We start from the raw sequence: 15,767 nt of genomic DNA, 5'->3' as shown, positions 1-15,767 counted from the left end.
CGCATGGCCGGGAACAGCCGGGGCAGGTGCGGGGCATCTGACAGATCGATGCACAGGCGGCGACATGCGAAGCGTAGGCGTGGAAGAAGAACTGCTGCTGGTGGACGCCGACAGCGGGGCTCCACTCGCCGTGTCGGGGACGGTCCTGGCGGCCGCGGAGCGCCAGAGCTGGCAGCGCTCCGGCGCCGACGGCGGGGCGGAGCACGAGTTCGAGAAGGAACTGCACAAGGAGCAGCTGGAGTTCGCCACCAAACCGATCACCGAGATGGGTGAACTCCACGAGGAGATCATCCGGATCCGGGGCGAGGCGGCCCGCCATGCCGCGAGTGCCGGCGCCGTGGTCGCGGCGGTCGCCACCTCGCCGCTCCCCGTACAGCCGTCGTTCAGCGCCGGCCGGCGCTACCGCTGGGTGGCCGAGCAGTTCGGCCTCACGGCGCAGGAACAGCTCACCTGCGGCTGCCACGTCCACGTGTCCGTCGCATCGGACGAGGAGGGCGTCGCCGTCCTGGACCGCATCAGGCCCTGGCTGGCCGTACTGGCGGCGATGAGCGCGAACTCCCCCTTCTGGCAGGGCGAGGACAGCGGCTACGCCGGCTACCGCAGCCGGGTGTGGAACCGGTGGCCCTCCGCCGGCCCCGTCGGGATCTTCGGCTCCGCCGACCGCTACCACGAGCAGGTCCGCGAGATGACCGGCACCGGAGTGCTGCGCGACGAGGGCATGATCTACTTCGACGCCAGGCTGTCGGCCTCCTACCCCACCGTGGAGGTCCGCGTCGCCGACGTCTGCCTGGACGCCGCCACACCGGTCCTGCTCGCCGCCCTCATCCGCGGCCTCGTCGAGACGGAGTCACGCGCCTGGCAGGACGGGCGGCCTCCGGCCCGGGTCGCCACGAGCCTGCTGCGCCTCGCCTCGTGGCGGGCCGCCCGCTCGGGCCTGGACGGGCCGCTGCTGCACCCCGGCACCATGCGCGAGACGAGCGCCGAAGACGCCGTCGAAGCCCTGTACCGGCATGTGCGCGAGGCGCTGAAGGACCACGGTGACGACGAACGCGTCCGCGAGGCCCTGGCGCACCTGCACGAGAGGGGGAACGGCGCCCGCATCCAGCGGCGCCTCCACGCCGACGGGCACAGCCTCGGGTCCGTCGCCACCCGCTGCGCGGAGCTCACGCTCAAGGCGTGAGCGTGCGGTGGCCCGGACCGGGCAGACGCGAGCCAGTATGACGACGACGCACAGGATCGGAGCGCGATGAGCAAGCAGACGCAGCAGCCGGGCCGGACCACCCCTCCCTCACAGGCGCCCGGCGAAAGCGGCGACGCGGAGGCCCGCAGGGAGGCGGACGAAGCCGCCCTCGCCGAGACGAACGAGGGCGAGGCCGGTGACGCGCTGACCCCGAACAGCGGCGCGCAGCGCCGGGCCGCCGAGAAGACCGGCGACGCCGGGATGCCCGAATAGCGCTCAGCGCTCACGCCGGTCGCCGGGGCTGGCCGTACCCGGCCGTCAGGCGCCCCGGGGCCGGCGGAGTACGGCCGGAAGCCCGTGACGGCGCAGGGCGGCTCGGGCGGCGTTCGCGCCCGGCGCGCCGTGGACCCCGCCGCCGGGGTGCGCCGCCGCGGAGGCCAGGTAGAGCCGCTTCACGGGAGTCTCGGGCCGGCCGGTCCCGGGCGTGGGCCGGAAGACCGCCTGCTGGTGCAGCGCGGTGGTGCCGTTGTTGACGGCGCCGTTGCGCAGGTTCTCGTCCATGGCCTGCAGGGTGGCGGGGGCCAGGATGCGGCGCGCGCCGATCCGGTCACGGAAACCGGGTGCGAAGCGTTCCACCTGGGCTTCGACGCGGTCCGCCATGGCCTGCTCCTCGCGGGCGTCCCAGCGGCCGGTGATGCCGTCGGGTCCGGCATCGCCGGCGACGTCCTGCGGAAGGTGGGTGTACGCCCACGCCGACTCGGTACCGGCCGGCGACCGGCCGGGATCCGCGGTGGTCATCTGGCCGAAGAGCGTGAACGGCTCGTCGGGGACCTGCCCCGCGGCGATCTGGGCGGCGAAGCGGGTCAGGCCGTCGACACCCCGGGCGAGGTGGACGGTTCCCGCGCCGACCGCTCCCGGCGCCGTCCACGGCACCGGGCCGGTCAGCGCCCAGTCGACCTTGAAGGTCGCGAAGTCCCAGTGGAACCGCCCCAGGTCCCGTACCAGGCGGGACGGCAGGTGCTCCTCGCCGACCAGGTCCCGGTACAGGGCCGGCGCCGAGGTGTCGGCCAGCACCGCCCGGCCCGCGCCCACCGTCTCACCGCCCGCGGTCCTGACCCCGACGGCGGTACCCCCGCGCACGAGGACACCGGTGACCCGCTCCCCGCAGCGCAGTACGCCGCCGCGGCTCCGCAGCCGGCTCACCAGCGCCGCCGTGAGGGCGCCGGCCCCTCCTGCGGGGACCGGGAAGCCGTGGCTCTGCCCGAGCATCGACATCAGCCAGCCGAATCCGCCGCTGCCCGCCGCCTCGGGGGCCAGATCGGCGTGCAGGGCGTTGCCGGCCAGCAGGAGCCGACCGCCCTCACCGGCGAACTCCTCCTCGCCCAGGCGGCGTACCGGCAGGGCCAGCTGCCGGGCCAGCCGCAGCCCCCCGCAGGCGCGGAGCCCGCCGGCCAGCCGCAGACCGGACCGGACCGGCGGGAAGGGCGTGAACAGGGCCTGGACGAGGTCCGGCCCGAGCCGGCTCCACGTCCGGTACAGGCCCATCCACGCGTCGGCGTCGCCGGCGGCGAATCCGGCCAGGCCGGCACAGGTGTCCTCGACCCGGCGCTCCAGCACCGCGCACCGGCCGTCCGGCAGGGGGTGGGCCAGTACGGACGGAGCGTGGCTCCAGCGCAGGCCCTCGGCGCCGAGATCGAGCCGCGCGAGGACCGGGGAGGCCGCCGCGAGCGGGTAGAAGGCGCTGAAGAGGTCGGACACGTAGTTGGGATGCACCCCCCGGTCGCTGCGCACGGCGCCGCCCGGCTCCTCCTGGGCCTCCAGCACCTCCACGCTCCACCCGGCGTCGACCAGCACGTTCGCGGCCACCAGCCCGTTGGGGCCGGCGCCGATCACCACAGCGTCAGGCATGGAGCACCTCCGCGTCCGGCACCGCCGTTCGCCGGTGGGCGATCCACCGGGCCGGCGGTGCGGTCCGGACGAGCCAATGGCGAACAACCCGCGCAGCGCGCACCGGGGACGCCGGCCCGACCCGCGCTCGCGGCCCGGCCCAGGCTCGCGGCCCGCCCGCGGTCAGTGGCCGAGGGCGTTCTTGAGCTGCTGCTTGGTCATCGTCGAGCGGCCCTCGATGCCGCGCTTCTTCGCTTCCTGGTACAGGTCGTCCTTGGTGCGTTCGGAGGAGCTGCCGCCGCCCCCGCCGCCGGACTTCTCGCCGCCGCGCTGGGAGGCGGACTTGCCCTGGGTCGAGCTGCGGCTCGCGGTCTTGCTCTCTCCCGACCGCGCGCGCTCCTTGTTCACCGTCCGGGAGGCCATTTCCTTCGCCCGGTCCTCGGACATGCCGCGCTTCTCCCCGGACTCCTTGATGTGCTCGTACTGGCGCTCGCGCTTGGGGCTGGATCCTCGGGGCATGACGGAAACCCTTCCTCGACGTGAGATGACACGGTCATGCTGCGCGTACCCAGAAATCGCGGCATTCCACGCGAAACCCGCCAGATGCAGGCACTGCCCCGAAGCCGTGGCAGAGTCCGCCCGCGCGGGCTGCGAGACTGCCGGGTATGGACATCGATCGCAGGAACAACGTCACCGTCACCGGAAACCCGCAGGGGCCGACGGTGGTGCTGGCCCACGGGTTCGGCTGTGATCAGAACATGTGGCGGCTCACCGTGCCCGCCCTGGCCGCGGACTACCGGGTGGTGCTCTTCGACTACGTCGGCTGCGGCCGCTCCGACCTGTCCGCCTTCTCCGAGGACCGGTACGCCTCCCTGGACGGCTACGCCGCGGACGTCGTGGAGGTGTGCGAGGCGCTGGACCTGCGCGAGGCGGTGTTCGTGGGGCACTCGGTCAGTGCGATGATCGGGGTACTGGCCGCGGCCGCGGCACCGGAGCGGATCGGCGCGCTGGTGATGGTCGCGCCTTCTCCCCGCTACATCGACGACGAGGGCTACCGCGGCGGGTTCAGCGTGCAGGACATCGACGAACTGCTGGCATCCCTGGAGTCCAACTACCTGGGCTGGTCGGCGGCGATGGCCCCCCTGATCATGGGCAACGAGGACCGGCCCGAGCTGGGGGAGGAGCTGAAGAACAGCTTCTGCGCGACCGACCCGGACGTGGCGCGCGTCTTCGCCCGCACCACCTTCCTGTCCGATTCCAGGAACGACCTGAAGAGCGTGCGCGTGCCGACCCTCGTCCTGGAATGCGTCCAGGACGTCATCGCCCCCCGTGAAGTGGGCGCCTTCGTCCACGACACCGTTCCCGGTTCGACGCTGGTCACCCTCGACGCCACCGGGCACTGCCCCCACCTGTCCGCACCCGAGGCCACCAACAAGGCGATCACCGGCTTCCTGGCCGGCCTGCGGTGATGTGCGCCACCGGGCAGTTGTCCGAACTGCCCGAACTGCCCGAGCCGCACGGCGCCGACGGCGAGAAGGGCCCGTACGCGGCGTTCGCCGCCCTGCTGGAGGACAGCGCCGAAGAACTGTACGAGAGCGCTCCGTGCGGATACCTCTCCACTCTGATGGACGGCACCATCGCGAAGATCAACGGCACCCTCCTGGGCTGGCTCGGCCTGGAACGCGAAGCCGTGGTGAGCCGGATGCGGTTCCCCGACCTGCTCACCGTAGGCGGAAAGCTGTACCACGAGACGCACTTCGCGCCGCTGCTGCGGATGCGGGGGGAGATCGGCGGCATCGCCCTGGAGCTCCGACAGGCCGACGGCGCCCGCCTGCCCGTACTGGTCTCCTCCTCCGTCAAGTACGGCGAATCCGGCGACCCGCTGCTGATCCGCACCACCGTCTTCGACGCCCGCGACCGCCGCGCCTACGAGGAGGAACTCCTGCGGGCCCGGAAGGCGGCCGAAGAGGCCCGCCGCCAGGCCGAAGCCGACCGTGCCCGGCTGCAGGACGCCCTCGCCGCGCTCCAGGCGTCACTGCTGCCCGGCACCCTCCCGCCCGTCCCCGGAATGGAGGCGGCCGCCCACTACCGCACCGCGTCACCCGACCGCCTCGGCGGCGACTTCTACGACCTCTTCCCCATCGACGCCCGGCGCTTCGGCTTCTTCCTCGGGGACGTCTGCGGCAAGGGACCCCAGGCGGCCGCCGTCACCTCGCTGACCCGCTACACCCTGCGCGCCGCCGCACTGCACGACCCCGATCCCGTTTCCGCCCTCACCACCCTCAACCAGGTGCTCCACCAGCAGTACACCGGCGGCGACCCCCGCTACTGCACCGCCGTCTTCGGCCTGCTCGAACCCGATCCGGGCACCGGCCGGGTCGCCGTCCGCCTCGCGGCCGGCGGACACCCTCCGGCCCTGGTCCTGCGGGCCGACGGCACCGCCGACTTCCTGCCCACCCCCGGCGGCCTCCTCGTCGGCGTCCTGCCCGCCGCGCGGTTCACCGCCGCCGAGACCCTCCTCGCCCCCGGCGACACCCTCCTGCTCTACACCGACGGCCTCACCGAGGCCCGTACCGGCCAGGACCGCACCGACCTGTACGGGGACGAGGCGCTGCGCGACTTCACCGCCGGGCACGCCGGCAAACCGCCGCACGCCGTCATCGAGGCCCTGACCGGCCTGCTGGACGATTTCGGCGACGGTCTCGACGACGACGCCGCACTCCTCGCCCTCGGTGTACCCGCTGCCGCCTCCCAGGCCGGGAAGACCGGATGAGCCACCTGACCATCACCCTTCGAGAGGCGCCGGCCGGCCCGGTCCTGACGGTCGCCGGGGACCTCGACCACGCCACCGCGGGCCGACTGCGTGACCGCGTCACCGCTGTCGTCCTCCAGCAGGGCCAGTGCCTCGTCGTGGACCTTGCCGGGCTGGACTTCTGCGATTCCAGCGGCCTGACCTCCCTGCTCGTGGCACGCAACCACGCCCAGGCCGCCCGAGCGGACATCGTCCTGGCCGCCGTTCCCCCCAACACGCTGCGCATCATGCGCGTCGTAGGCCTCGACCAGGTGTTCACCCTCCTCCCGGACGCCGACGGCGCCGCCGGACCGCGGTGAGGGGCGTCCGACCCGGCGGGATCCACGTCGACCGGCGGGTTCGACGCGGACCGGCGGGGTCGACATCGACCGGCAGGATTCGACGGAGCCCGGCAGGGTAGGCGACGGCCAGCTGAGAGATCCCCCGGCGAAAGGCGAACAACCATGCTGATGGCTCACCCGGCCGTGCTGCCCGGCCTCGTCGACCGCTACTGGGCGCTGGCCGTACTCGACGCCGCCGAGGGCGACTCGCCCGTACGCAAGGAGATCGAGGCGGTCGAGCGGGCCCTGTGCGTGGCCACCGGCACCGCGGACGTCCACGCCGCCCTGATCGCGGCCCGCCACCACCTGCCCGGCACGGGAACCCTCGACGACTCCGTGCTCGCCCCCGGCTGACGGGTTCACCCCGCAGGCCGTGGGTAGGCGCCGGTTACCCCGGCCGCCCCGCCGGCAGGGCGGGCACGGCCCCCGAGGTGAGGGAGGCAGACATGTCCGCACGCGTTCCGGATCCGGACCCCCGCGACACCGCCCGGCCGTACGGCGGCGCTGCGCCCGGCGAGACACCGGCAGGCGAGTCGAGCACCGGCTCCGGTGCGGGGCCGTACCGTCCCCTGACCCGCGGCTGGGGCAAGGGCCCCCTCGTGCTGATCTGCCTGGTGGCCCTCGCCTGCGCCCTCTTCTTCCTGGCCTACGCGATCATGCTGAACGTATGAGCGCCGCCGGGCGCTGAGCGCCCCGCCCGCCGTTTCACGCCGTGTCGGAGCGCAGCAGCCGCAGGACGGCGCGTTCCACCCGGCCCTGGGTGGCCGGCCGGCCGAAGACGCCCTCCTCGCCCAGCTCGCCGAGGGCGGCGGCGATGGTCTCGCCGTCCTCGTAGAGTTCGATGACGCGTGGGTGGATGTAGGACGCCCGGCACACGCTCGGCGTGTTGCCCAGGTACTCGCTGACCTCGCGTACGGCGCGTGCCACGACCCGGCCGCGGCGGGCGCGCGACGCGTCGGCGGTGCTCTGCGACACGGCCAGGGCGACCGCGGCCAGTACGGTCGCGTACCACGTCCTGAAGTCCTTCGCCGTCACGTCCTGCCCCGACCGGTCGCGCAGGTAGGCGTTGAGGTCCTCGGCGCGTACCTCGTGCCACGCCGCGTGCTCCCAGTACACGAACAGCCTCTTACCGTCGCCGCTGCGCCGCAGCAGCGCCCGGATCACCGCGTGCGCCTGCTCGTCGACGAGGGTGCGCCTGACCTCCTTGCCGGACTTGGCGGGGAAGTGCAGACGGATCTCGCCGCCGCGGCACGCGGCGTGCTCGCGCAGCAGCGTGGTAAGCCCGAAGCTCCCGTTGTCGCGCGCGTAGCCCTCACCGCCGATGCGCAGAAAGCCCAGGTCGAGGAGGCGGGTCAGGCAGGCGAGGACGCGGACGCGGGTGAGGCCGCGTCCGGCGAGGTCCCGCGCCACCCCTTCGCGCAGGCGGGGCAGCGAGCGGGCCACGCGCTGGACGTGCTCGTGCTTGGCGGCGTCCTGCTGTTCGCGGAAGCGCGGATGGTAGAGGTACTGGCGGCGCCCGGCCGCGTCGGTCCCCACCGCCTGGATGTGGCCGTTCGGCCACGGGCAGACCCAGACGTCCCGCCAGGCCGGGGGGATCACCAGTGCGCGCACCCGCTCCCGGTCCGCCGCCGGCAGGGCCCGGCCGTCCGCGTCGAGGTACCGGAAGCCGCGGCCGTGGCGTACCCGGCGCCATCCCGGCCCGTGCGGGTCGCTGGTTCGCAGCCGTACGGCCACGGCACGACCTACTCCTCGTCGGGGTGGGCCTGCGTACGCAGGGTCCACGCCTGGCCGGAACAGTCGTAGGGCAGCGGCGGGAACCGGTGCCCGCGGACGTCGGTGCTCTTGCTCCAGACGTGCTCCTTGCCGCAGTCGCAGGCGTAGATGCCGCTCTGTGGAACGATTTCCCCTGGTTTCCACTGCTCGGTCTGTTTCATGCCGGGCGTCTACCCCGGTAGGCGCCGTCACACCCCGAGCCCCGGCCCCGGCCCACGTACCCCAGCCCCCGCGGTGCAACGGAACGCCGGCGACACGACCCCCGCGCCCGCACGTCCCGGTGGGCATGCCCGGTGCGACGGCACGCAGTTCGAGGGCGGCCGGAGAGGGCGCGGGTACGCTCGTCCACGCGGGCCATCGTGGCGCCCCGGCCGGTCTCGCGCTGCATGGAGAGGACGGGTGAAGCCGCATGGCTCGAATGAGGCGGGCGCCGGCCATGGGGGTCGCCCTGGCCCTGTTGGTCGCGGGGTGTGATGGTTCCGGTCCGTCGGACGGTGAGGCGTCCGGGCAGGGCAACCACGGCACCCCGTTGACGGAACTGGAAGGATTGCCCGCGGCCGGGGATCCGACGGCGGAGGCGGCGGGCCCCGTCAAGGTGCTGTCCGAGCTGCAGTACGGACGAAGCCGCCTCACCGCCTACGTGACGGCCGGCTCCTGCGGATTCATCGCCGCTCCGACCGCTCCGAAGGACGATCCGGCGGCCCCTCCGGGGGGCGGCCGGCTCCATCTGGTGTCGTCCTGGCCTGCCGAGGGCGAGGGCGGCGACATGTACCCCGTAGGCCCCTACAACAGTGCCTCGGGCGGCGGCGCTCCGAAGACGTGGGCCTCTGTGTCGTGCAGCAAGGGCGCCATGGTGGTCGAGTACGTCGCCGATGAAACGGGAGCCCCCGAACACATCCGAGGCCATATCACCGTCACCCGGACCGCTCCGGCGACCCTGCGGATCATCGTCGGTGACCGCGCGACACGACAGCAGATCGTGGACCGGGCGAAGCGATAGCGTACGTCGGCCCGCGCATCGGGCTTGATCGGCGGCCACGTACCCTCAACTGCCATGAAGCACCTCAGCCTTAAGGGCAGCGCCGCCTCCTTGCTGGCATGGGCGGGCGGGGCTCCCGCCCCCTGGCACCGCGCCGCTCTGCTCAAGACCTACGCGCTGATGGACGAGGGCCGCTTCGAGGACGCCGAGACACGGGCACGTGCCCTCGTCACGGCCCGGCGGAGCCGCAGGGGCCGGGACCGCCGGCCCGGCACCGTCTGGTACGCCGCCTATGCAGCCGCCGTCGCGGCGCGTGCCCATGGGCGGCACATGCCCTCCGCGCAAGCGGAGTTCGAGGCGGTCATCGCCGAGGCCGAGCGGACGTACGACTTCCACCACGTCCTGCTGCTGCCGGCCCGTGTGAGCCGCGCGTGGGTGCTGATCGACGACGAGCGGCCCGCCGAAGCGGAGGCGGAGGCCCGGGACGTCCTACGAGCGATTGCACGGCGGGCGCACCCCGCCGAGGACCAGCCGCTCGAACTCTCCGCGCTGATCTGCCTCGGGCACGCCCTGTGCGATCAGGACCGTTACGAGGAGGCGGAGACGATCGCCCGCGCCGGCCTGCCACGCGCCGAGGGGCAGGGGTTCGCCCTCTCACTCCGAGCCCTGCTGGTCCGCAGCCTGTCAGGGCTCGGACGCCACGAGGAGGCGCTGGCGGAGTCGCGGGAGACACAGGCCCTCCCCGAGCCGCCCCCGTACGCGGCCGGGCACCTGGAGCTCCGCAGAGCCACCGCCCTGCACGCCCTCGGACGTGGCGACGAGGCCCGGGCGGAAGCCGGCCGGGCACTGGCCGCCTGCGAGCGGTATCTCCACCCGACGCACCCGCGCGCCGCCGAGCTCCGCACGCTGCTCGCCCGCATCACCCCGCCCTGAGCGCACGCGCAGAGCACCCGCGAGCGGGACACAACCGCCGCACACGACAAGGTGTTTGGAAAGGCCTCGGCGCCTTCACCGGCTGCTGTAGGTTCCTGCCATGGGCACAAGCAAAGGGATCGAGAATCCGGAACTGCGTTTCTCCGCAGCGCTGGTGCGCGCAGCGAACCTTCCGGGCGTGCGTATCGACAGGGAGGCATATCTCCGGCAGGCACTGGGCCGTCACTGCTCCGAAGAAGACATCCGTCGAGCAGTCGAAGGCACCCCCGCGGAGGCGGGCATCCCTGCCGATGTACTGGACAAGGCAGCCAACGACTCCATCAACTACGAAGCGGCCAAGGCCAGTGCACTCTCCGCGGCTGCCGGAATACCCGGCTTGCTGCTCCTTCCCGCCACCGTGCCCGCCGACGTGGTCCAGTACTTCGGCCACATGCTGCGCATCTCGCAGAAGCTCGCCTACCTCTACAGCTGGCCGGACCTGTTGTCCGACGACAACGACGACCTGGACGACGCGACCAAGGGAGTGCTCACTCTCTTCATCGGCGTGATGTTCGGTACGCAATCGGCGAACGCCGCCGTGGGCAAGGTCGCCGGGATGATGTCGAAGCAGGTCGCGAAGAAGCTGCCACAGAAGGCACTCACTCAGGGCGTCATCTACCCCGTGGTCAAGAAGGTCGCGGGCTACCTCGGTGTGCAGATGACGAAGCAGACTTTCGCGAAGACCGTCTCGAAGGCCATCCCGGTCGTCGGGGCTGTCGTTTCCGGAGGGCTCACTCTCGCGACCTACCTCCCCATGGCCAGAAGGCTGAAGAAGCACCTGTCCGGTCTCGACCTGACAAAGCCGGCGAACCTGGTCGTGGACGTGGATGCCGCGGAGGTCGTAGTGGTGCCCGAACCCTCCCCCTCGGGCCACGGCGACCAGCATGCAGCGGACCACACCGTGCCGTCGCCCTGAGCCTTTTCCATCATCGCTCTGAGCTGGTCAGACGCAGGGCGAGGACAGCCGGGACGAGTGCGGACGGCCTTCTGACCGGTGGAAAGGGCCCGTGCGTCTTGTGTTTCCCGGAGTAGAAGGGCCGGTCCGCTGGGATGCGGTCGGTCGGCAGGAGCGCGCCGTCCAGGATCACGAACGCTTTCGACGACGCCGTCCGCACGGCATCGGCCAGGGTGGGAGCACGGCCGGCCAAGAGGTCGACGGCTTCGGTGACGTACCGGTCGGCGGTCGTGGTTCCGATGCCGAATCCGGCTGCGAGCTGTCGACACCCGACGGGCAGACAAGCATGCGAAGCCTCTGGTGGAGACGGTTCTCTTGGTCGAAACCCATCTACCAGGGGCTTCAGCACGCTGTCACCAACCGCCTCACCGCGATCGTCCAGGCTGTCCTCTCCCTTGACCACGCCTCAGCGTGAGGATGGAAAGGGCTCCGTGACGGGTTTCAGGGAAGACCGGCCGGTACTCCGGTTCGGATCGGCGAAAGCCGGGGCGGACAGAGCCGGGGCGGTGGTCTTCGCCCCGGCCTGCCGAGCAGCGGCATCCTTTCTCCGTCGGCGCCCCAACGCCTCCGGTCGGTGGGTGTGTGGGGGAACAAGGCCGGCTTGCGGACTACAGTCGTCCTCCGGTGACCCAGAGGCGTGACATCGCATCGGCCAAGGCGGGGTATCGAGCGGCCTCGCAGAGCATTTCCGAGAGCACGAGCATCCCGTAGGCGGTGCTCCGCGGATCGCAGTTCTGGTGCAGCCGGATCACCGCGAGGCTCAGGGGCCGGCGCCCGATCAGGATTCCGGCCCGCCGGACGGCGGCGGCCGTCTCCAGGTCTGCACGGCTCCCGCCGAACGGCAGGGTTTCCGTCCGGGGCAGTTCCTGTGGCGCGGTGGAGTCCCGTACGTGATGGACGGACGCCTCAGGCGGCGCCTGGCCGTTCTCGAAGAGTTTCCGGAATCCCGAGATGCGGAGGCTCGTATTGCGCGGGCGGAGTTCGATGAAGAGCTCTATGACCAGCCCGCGCAGTTGAAGGTGGAGGGGAAGATGGGGCATCTCGCCCTCCCTGCGCCCCTCTCCTCCGAAGAATCCCTGCGCATCTTGCGCCTTCGCCCGAATGGTCGAAGTCAGGGACCGGTACTCGTCGGCCGAGGCTTGTGCCGGGGAGAACAGAATCGGCATCAGCATGGCCGGCCCCTCAGGGGAGAGGTCCCGGACTCGGGCTATCAGTGAGTAATCTGACCGCAATCGCTTCGATCGTGCTGCGCTCGCGCATGCATACCACCACCTTCGCCATCATTCCGACTGCCTGCGGGTTCATCACCCCGCCGGTGCCGGGTCCGGTTCGATGGGTCCTTTGTAGTCGCCCGAGTGGCGGCCGGGAGAATTGTTGACCTCTGATGCTAAGAAATCAGCCTGGTCCCGGAACCCTTACTACGGGCATTTCGCCCTCCCGTGAAGTAGCCCCTCAGCGGCGGGACTTGCTCTGGCTTCCGTAGAACCGGCGTCCGGGGGACAGCTTGTCGAAGCGGGCCTCCTGGCGGGCCCGCTCCTCGACCTGCAGACCGTCCAGGTTCTTCGTTCGCGTCGCCCTGTCGCTCCAGAGCAGGAACGCGACCAGCGCGGCGACGGGCAGTCCCAGACATGCATAGAAGACCATCAAGTCGTTCACGCCCCCCGTGGCAAGATCAACAAGTGTGTTGATTCTGGCGGCCCTGTCCGGTGGGAGGCAAGGGCCATGGGCGCCGAACCGGATGGCGTGTTCAGTACTTGCGGTTCCACCAGGACAGCGATATCGCCGCTGTCAGCAGGAGGCCCGCCGCTGCCAGGCACCTGGCGGTCCTCGGGCGCCGCCGCGGGTCGGCGAAGGCCGCGAGGAGAAGAAGAGGGGCGGACGGGAAGAAGACGAACATGCCCACCCAGGACCCGATCAGCGACCACGGCACCAACGCCGCCGCGAGGGTCCCGGCGGCCCGCTCGAAGGCGGCCGGCCGGGCGTGGAGGGCCAGGGGTACGGCGAGAACCGCGGTGGTCGCGACCACGAGGGGGACCGCGAAGGGGCTTCCGCCGGAGGCGACGACCGGCGGCAGCGGCAGGACCGCGGCGCACGTGGCCAGACCGAACTGCCACGGGTGGACACGTTCGCGCGCGGTGGCCCCCATGGCGTCTCTCCCAGGATCCGACTCCCTGAACATGTTCAAGCTACCCCGGCCGGTGGTGAACGCCGACGCCGGGCCCCCGGTCCGGGAAGTCCCCGTCGTGAGCCGCGCGCAATCGCACCCGCCCGGTGCGCAGTCCGGGAGGGGCGCAGACATGTCACACGGCGCCCCGGCGTGGCCGGCGACCGACTGGCCTCGGGCCGTGTGGCCCAGTAGGACAGCTCGTTCGGTGTGTGCCGTTCGCCGGATGGGGCAGGCGCGGCCTGGCAGGGCACCGATGGAAGGAGTTCCCTGCCGTGAAACACCATCAGGAGGTCGAGAATGTCGCAGGTCAAGGAATCCATCGAGGTCAACGTCCCGATCCGCACCGCATACGACCAGTGGACGCAGTTCGAGTCCTTCCCGCAGTTCATGGACGGCGTCCAGCACATCGAGCAGCGCACCGACACCCTCACGCACTGGGTGACGAAGGTCGCGGGCGTGGAGCGGGAGTTCGACGCGGAGATCACCGAGCAGATCCCCGACACCAAGGTCGCGTGGGTCACCGTCGGCGGTGACACCGAGCAGTCGGGCCTTGTGACCTTCGAGCCCATCGACCCGTCCCATACGCAGGTCACGCTGATGATGGACTTCGACCCGGAGGGCATGGCGGAGAACATCGGGGACAAGCTCGGCTTCGTCGACCGGCAGGTCAAGGGCGACCTGAAGCGCTTCAAGCACTTCATCGAGGACCGCGGCTCCGCCTCCGGCGCCTGGCGCGGTCAGGTCTGACACCCCCCTAGGGCACGCCGGAGCCACCGGCGTGCCCGGCCTTCCGCTCAGCCTCGGGATTCACGGGTTGGGGTGCAGGCCCGGGCCGAGAGGCGGACCGGCCAGAGGGGTGGGGGAGAGGTCGGTGGGTTCCTCACCGGACTCCAGGAGCGTGTCGGCCGCGCCGACGATGAGGCTGTCGGGGCGGCCCACCGCCTTCTCGTCCTTGCGGTCGTAGTCGATGCGCCACAGCAGGCTGCGCATGGCCTCCAGCCGGCCGCGCCGCTTGTCGTTGCTCTTGACGACCGTCCAGGGCGCGTGCGGGGTGTCGGTGGCGCGGAACATCGCGACCTTGGCCGTGGTGTAGGCGTCCCACAGATCCAGGGAGGCCAGGTCCGTGGGCGACAGCTTCCACTGCCGCACGGGATCGACCTGCCGGATCGCGAAGCGGGTGCGCTGCTCGGCGCGGGAGACCGAGAACCAGAACTTGACCAGCAGTACCCCGTCCTCGACGAGCATGGCCTCGAAGGCCGGGCACTGCCGCAGGAACAACTCGTACTGGTCCTCCGTACAGAAGCCCATGACCTTCTCGACGCCGGCGCGGTTGTACCAGGAGCGGTCGAAGAAGACGATCTCGCCGGCGGCCGGGAGGTGGTCGACGTACCGCTGGAAGTACCACTGCCCCGCCTCCCGCTCGGTCGGCTTACCGAGCGCGACGATGCGTGCCCCGCGGGGGTTCAACCGCTCGGTGAACCGCTGGATCGTCCCGCCCTTGCCGGCCGCGTCCCTGCCCTCGCAGATCACCACCAGCCGGGCGCCGGTCTCGCGGACCCAGCGCTGGAGCTTCAGGAGTTCGATCTGCAGGATCCGTTTCGCGCGCTCGTACTCCTGGCGTCTGACCTTGCGGTCGTACGGATAGTTTTCCTGCCACGTACGGATGGGCTCCCCGGAGGCGTCCAGAAGGACGGGCTGTTCAGGCCGGCGGTCGTCCACGCTCAGGCCGGAGAGCAGGTCGTCGGACGCCTGCGGGTGGGGGTTCTGATCACTCACGCCACGTGTCTACCCGGATTACACCCACGTATCGCGGCCCGCGTGTCCGGCGTCGGCGGTTGACCCGGCCAACGCGGGGCAGAGGCATCTCAGGGGGAGCACGGCAGATCGCAAGGCAGGAGGAAGCGCCATGTCCAGCAGCCCGAAGTCGCACGCCCCCCACGGAGAGGGACCGGGCCGGCACGAGGGAACCGAGCAGCACGGCTGGTCCCCGGACGTCGACTCCACGCACACGCAGGACAACCCCAGCGCCCGGCGCTCGTTCGACAAGCCGAGGAAGTCCGACGCGTCCGCCACGGGTGGCAGGCACGGCGGCGGGCAAAAGGCGGCGAAAGAGGACGAGGGGACGACGGTCGAGTCGGACTCACGCCGCGGTGAGGACATCGCGAAGAAGGGCCAGGAAGGCCACCACGACATGGGAACCCGCGGACGCTCGAAGCGCCCCAGCGGGGGCAAGGACGCCTCCGCCTACACCGGGGTGGACCCGAAGAGCTGACGGAACTCACCACGCGGGCCGGAGGAGGACTGAACGTGAGCGGTGACAGGACGGACTCGGACGAACAGGCGCGTGAGGTGGGGAAGCTGCGTCAGCAGGCCGAGGAGCTGGAGCTGAAAGCCCAGCGGGCCGACGACCGCGCGGAGCGGGAGCAGCTGATGGAGAAGGCCGTGCGGCTGCGGGCGAGGTGCCAGGAGCTGGGCGGGCCGGAAAGCGCCACGATGGATCCCATGTAGGCGGGCCCGACTCGGGGCCCGGAGGGGAGCGGCTGCCGGTCGCGGCGCCCACCAGAACGGCACCTGCCGACGCCACCGGGACCTTCGGGATCTTCGGGATCTTCGACAGCTTCGGGAGGTTCAGGATCTTCAGGACCTTCGGGAACAACACCAGATCGTTGAGCGTTCATCATCGTGTGGGGTGCGGGAGGGCTGATGTCCCCGGCCCGATCCG

General features: G+C 71.5%; 21 protein-coding genes and 1 pseudogene. 13 read left to right on the top strand and 9 right to left on the bottom strand.

Annotated features, from left to right (window positions below; translation table 11 throughout):
* Positions 1 to 64 precede the first annotated feature (64 nt).
* On the top strand, positions 65 to 1,180 hold the full coding sequence (locus tag BSL84_RS01655) for a glutamate--cysteine ligase (protein WP_075969638.1): 1,116 nt from the start codon (positions 65 to 67) through the stop codon (positions 1,178 to 1,180).
* Between the two features lie 66 nt (positions 1,181 to 1,246).
* On the top strand, positions 1,247 to 1,453 hold the full coding sequence (locus BSL84_RS01650) for a hypothetical protein (protein ID WP_030031604.1): 207 nt from the start codon (positions 1,247 to 1,249) through the stop codon (positions 1,451 to 1,453).
* A 45-nt stretch (positions 1,454 to 1,498) separates the two neighbouring features.
* Here the strand turns inward: BSL84_RS01650 and BSL84_RS01645 are convergent, their stop codons facing one another.
* Positions 1,499 to 3,088, bottom strand: a complete 1,590-nt coding sequence (locus BSL84_RS01645) for a phytoene desaturase family protein (RefSeq protein ID WP_075969637.1) — start codon at positions 3,086 to 3,088, stop codon at positions 1,499 to 1,501.
* A gap of 162 nt (positions 3,089 to 3,250) precedes the next feature.
* Complete coding sequence (locus BSL84_RS01640) at positions 3,251 to 3,586, bottom strand: plasmid stabilization protein (protein ID WP_030027468.1); 336 nt, start codon at positions 3,584 to 3,586, stop codon at positions 3,251 to 3,253.
* A gap of 146 nt (positions 3,587 to 3,732) precedes the next feature.
* Here BSL84_RS01640 and BSL84_RS01635 point away from each other — a divergent pair, with 146 nt between their 5' ends.
* The 5 genes from BSL84_RS01635 to BSL84_RS01615 all read left to right on the top strand — a co-directional run bounded on the left by BSL84_RS01635 (position 3,733) and on the right by BSL84_RS01615 (position 6,870).
* Positions 3,733 to 4,536, top strand: coding sequence for an alpha/beta fold hydrolase (locus BSL84_RS01635; protein ID WP_075969636.1), 804 nt, complete (start codon positions 3,733 to 3,735; stop codon positions 4,534 to 4,536).
* Positions 4,536 to 5,840, top strand: coding sequence for a PP2C family protein-serine/threonine phosphatase (locus BSL84_RS01630; RefSeq protein ID WP_075969635.1), 1,305 nt, complete (start codon positions 4,536 to 4,538; stop codon positions 5,838 to 5,840). Before BSL84_RS01635 ends, BSL84_RS01630 begins: the two co-directional genes overlap by 1 nt.
* Positions 5,837 to 6,178 carry an STAS domain-containing protein gene (locus tag BSL84_RS01625; RefSeq protein ID WP_045321532.1) on the top strand — a complete coding sequence of 114 codons (342 nt, stop codon included), beginning with the start codon at positions 5,837 to 5,839 and terminating at the stop codon, positions 6,176 to 6,178. Before BSL84_RS01630 ends, BSL84_RS01625 begins: the two co-directional genes overlap by 4 nt.
* 144 nt (positions 6,179 to 6,322) lie before the next feature.
* Positions 6,323 to 6,553, top strand: a complete 231-nt coding sequence (locus BSL84_RS01620; RefSeq protein ID WP_030027463.1) for a DUF5133 domain-containing protein — start codon at positions 6,323 to 6,325, stop codon at positions 6,551 to 6,553.
* A gap of 92 nt (positions 6,554 to 6,645) precedes the next feature.
* Positions 6,646 to 6,870 (top strand): DUF6480 family protein, encoded by a 225-nt coding sequence (locus BSL84_RS01615; protein WP_030027462.1) that lies wholly within the window; start codon positions 6,646 to 6,648, stop codon positions 6,868 to 6,870.
* Between the two features lie 34 nt (positions 6,871 to 6,904).
* Here the strand turns inward: BSL84_RS01615 and BSL84_RS01610 are convergent, their stop codons facing one another.
* Both BSL84_RS01610 and BSL84_RS01605 read right to left on the bottom strand, forming a co-directional pair.
* On the bottom strand, positions 6,905 to 7,933 hold the full coding sequence (locus tag BSL84_RS01610; protein WP_045321531.1) for a DNA topoisomerase IB: 1,029 nt from the start codon (positions 7,931 to 7,933) through the stop codon (positions 6,905 to 6,907).
* Between the two features lie 8 nt (positions 7,934 to 7,941).
* Complete coding sequence (locus BSL84_RS01605) at positions 7,942 to 8,133, bottom strand: hypothetical protein (protein ID WP_030027460.1); 192 nt, start codon at positions 8,131 to 8,133, stop codon at positions 7,942 to 7,944.
* A gap of 248 nt (positions 8,134 to 8,381) precedes the next feature.
* Here BSL84_RS01605 and BSL84_RS01600 point away from each other — a divergent pair, with 248 nt between their 5' ends.
* The 3 genes from BSL84_RS01600 (at position 8,382) to BSL84_RS01590 (ending at position 10,839) form a co-directional block, all read left to right on the top strand.
* Positions 8,382 to 8,972: a hypothetical protein gene (locus tag BSL84_RS01600; RefSeq protein ID WP_159393498.1), complete on the top strand. Its 591-nt coding sequence runs from the start codon at positions 8,382 to 8,384 to the stop codon at positions 8,970 to 8,972.
* 54 nt (positions 8,973 to 9,026) lie between these two features.
* The gene (locus tag BSL84_RS01595; RefSeq protein ID WP_079273079.1) at positions 9,027 to 9,884 is read left to right on the top strand and encodes a tetratricopeptide repeat protein; all 858 of its coding nucleotides are present in this window, start codon (positions 9,027 to 9,029) and stop codon (positions 9,882 to 9,884) included.
* Between the two features lie 100 nt (positions 9,885 to 9,984).
* Complete coding sequence (locus tag BSL84_RS01590) at positions 9,985 to 10,839, top strand: hypothetical protein (protein WP_030027457.1); 855 nt, start codon at positions 9,985 to 9,987, stop codon at positions 10,837 to 10,839.
* An 88-nt stretch (positions 10,840 to 10,927) separates the two neighbouring features.
* On the opposite strand, the pseudogene BSL84_RS01585 reads toward BSL84_RS01590, so the two are convergent.
* The 4 genes and pseudogenes from BSL84_RS01585 to BSL84_RS01570 all read right to left on the bottom strand — a co-directional run.
* Positions 10,928 to 11,140 (bottom strand): annotated as a pseudogene (locus BSL84_RS01585) (transposase family protein); the annotation flags it as partial.
* Between the two features lie 346 nt (positions 11,141 to 11,486).
* Positions 11,487 to 12,050 carry a ribosome-inactivating family protein gene (locus BSL84_RS01580; protein ID WP_030027454.1) on the bottom strand — a complete coding sequence of 188 codons (564 nt, stop codon included), beginning with the start codon at positions 12,048 to 12,050 and terminating at the stop codon, positions 11,487 to 11,489.
* Between the two features lie 280 nt (positions 12,051 to 12,330).
* The gene (locus BSL84_RS01575; RefSeq protein WP_030027453.1) at positions 12,331 to 12,534 is read right to left on the bottom strand and encodes a hypothetical protein; all 204 of its coding nucleotides are present in this window, start codon (positions 12,532 to 12,534) and stop codon (positions 12,331 to 12,333) included.
* Between the two features lie 91 nt (positions 12,535 to 12,625).
* A complete protein-coding gene (locus BSL84_RS01570; protein WP_075969633.1) occupies positions 12,626 to 13,024 on the bottom strand; it encodes a hypothetical protein in 399 nt (132 codons plus the stop codon).
* A 318-nt stretch (positions 13,025 to 13,342) separates the two neighbouring features.
* On the opposite strand from BSL84_RS01570, the gene BSL84_RS01565 reads away from it, so the two are divergent.
* Positions 13,343 to 13,792 (top strand): SRPBCC family protein, encoded by a 450-nt coding sequence (locus tag BSL84_RS01565; RefSeq protein WP_030027450.1) that lies wholly within the window; start codon positions 13,343 to 13,345, stop codon positions 13,790 to 13,792.
* 60 nt (positions 13,793 to 13,852) lie between these two features.
* Here BSL84_RS01565 and ppk2 read toward each other — a convergent pair whose 3' ends face one another.
* The gene (gene ppk2 / locus BSL84_RS01560; protein WP_030032660.1) at positions 13,853 to 14,821 is read right to left on the bottom strand and encodes a polyphosphate kinase 2; all 969 of its coding nucleotides are present in this window, start codon (positions 14,819 to 14,821) and stop codon (positions 13,853 to 13,855) included.
* Between the two features lie 130 nt (positions 14,822 to 14,951).
* Between ppk2 and BSL84_RS01555 the strand changes: the two genes are divergently transcribed.
* Positions 14,952 to 15,317, top strand: coding sequence for a hypothetical protein (locus tag BSL84_RS01555; RefSeq protein ID WP_075969632.1), 366 nt, complete (start codon positions 14,952 to 14,954; stop codon positions 15,315 to 15,317).
* 35 nt (positions 15,318 to 15,352) lie between these two features.
* Positions 15,353 to 15,553, top strand: coding sequence for a DUF6381 family protein (locus tag BSL84_RS01550; RefSeq protein ID WP_030032662.1), 201 nt, complete (start codon positions 15,353 to 15,355; stop codon positions 15,551 to 15,553).
* The last annotated feature ends 214 nt before the right edge of the window (positions 15,554 to 15,767 follow it).

It is taken from the genome of Streptomyces sp. TN58, assembly GCF_001941845.1.
Taxonomy (GTDB): Bacteria; Actinomycetota; Actinomycetes; order Streptomycetales; family Streptomycetaceae; genus Streptomyces.
This window is presented reverse-complemented; position numbering and strand designations above follow the sequence as displayed.

Excerpts from the sequence above, each read along its gene's own strand:
- BSL84_RS01655 (WP_075969638.1), top strand. The coding sequence starts at position 65 with ATGCGAAGCGTAGGCGTGGAAGAAGAACTGCTGCTGGTGGACGCCGAC.
- BSL84_RS01650 (WP_030031604.1), top strand. The coding sequence starts at position 1,247 with ATGAGCAAGCAGACGCAGCAGCCGGGCCGGACCACCCCTCCCTCACAG.
- BSL84_RS01645 (WP_075969637.1), bottom strand. The coding sequence starts at position 3,088 with ATGCCTGACGCTGTGGTGATCGGCGCCGGCCCCAACGGGCTGGTGGCC.
- BSL84_RS01640 (WP_030027468.1), bottom strand. The coding sequence starts at position 3,586 with ATGCCCCGAGGATCCAGCCCCAAGCGCGAGCGCCAGTACGAGCACATC.
- BSL84_RS01635 (WP_075969636.1), top strand. The coding sequence starts at position 3,733 with ATGGACATCGATCGCAGGAACAACGTCACCGTCACCGGAAACCCGCAG.
- BSL84_RS01630 (WP_075969635.1), top strand. The coding sequence starts at position 4,536 with ATGTGCGCCACCGGGCAGTTGTCCGAACTGCCCGAACTGCCCGAGCCG.
- BSL84_RS01625 (WP_045321532.1), top strand. The coding sequence starts at position 5,837 with ATGAGCCACCTGACCATCACCCTTCGAGAGGCGCCGGCCGGCCCGGTC.
- BSL84_RS01620 (WP_030027463.1), top strand. The coding sequence starts at position 6,323 with ATGCTGATGGCTCACCCGGCCGTGCTGCCCGGCCTCGTCGACCGCTAC.
- BSL84_RS01615 (WP_030027462.1), top strand. The coding sequence starts at position 6,646 with ATGTCCGCACGCGTTCCGGATCCGGACCCCCGCGACACCGCCCGGCCG.
- BSL84_RS01605 (WP_030027460.1), bottom strand. The coding sequence starts at position 8,133 with ATGAAACAGACCGAGCAGTGGAAACCAGGGGAAATCGTTCCACAGAGC.
- BSL84_RS01600 (WP_159393498.1), top strand. The coding sequence starts at position 8,382 with ATGGCTCGAATGAGGCGGGCGCCGGCCATGGGGGTCGCCCTGGCCCTG.
- BSL84_RS01595 (WP_079273079.1), top strand. The coding sequence starts at position 9,027 with ATGAAGCACCTCAGCCTTAAGGGCAGCGCCGCCTCCTTGCTGGCATGG.
- BSL84_RS01590 (WP_030027457.1), top strand. The coding sequence starts at position 9,985 with ATGGGCACAAGCAAAGGGATCGAGAATCCGGAACTGCGTTTCTCCGCA.
- BSL84_RS01580 (WP_030027454.1), bottom strand. The coding sequence starts at position 12,050 with ATGCTGATGCCGATTCTGTTCTCCCCGGCACAAGCCTCGGCCGACGAG.
- BSL84_RS01570 (WP_075969633.1), bottom strand. The coding sequence starts at position 13,024 with ATGGGGGCCACCGCGCGCGAACGTGTCCACCCGTGGCAGTTCGGTCTG.
- BSL84_RS01565 (WP_030027450.1), top strand. The coding sequence starts at position 13,343 with ATGTCGCAGGTCAAGGAATCCATCGAGGTCAACGTCCCGATCCGCACC.
- BSL84_RS01555 (WP_075969632.1), top strand. The coding sequence starts at position 14,952 with ATGTCCAGCAGCCCGAAGTCGCACGCCCCCCACGGAGAGGGACCGGGC.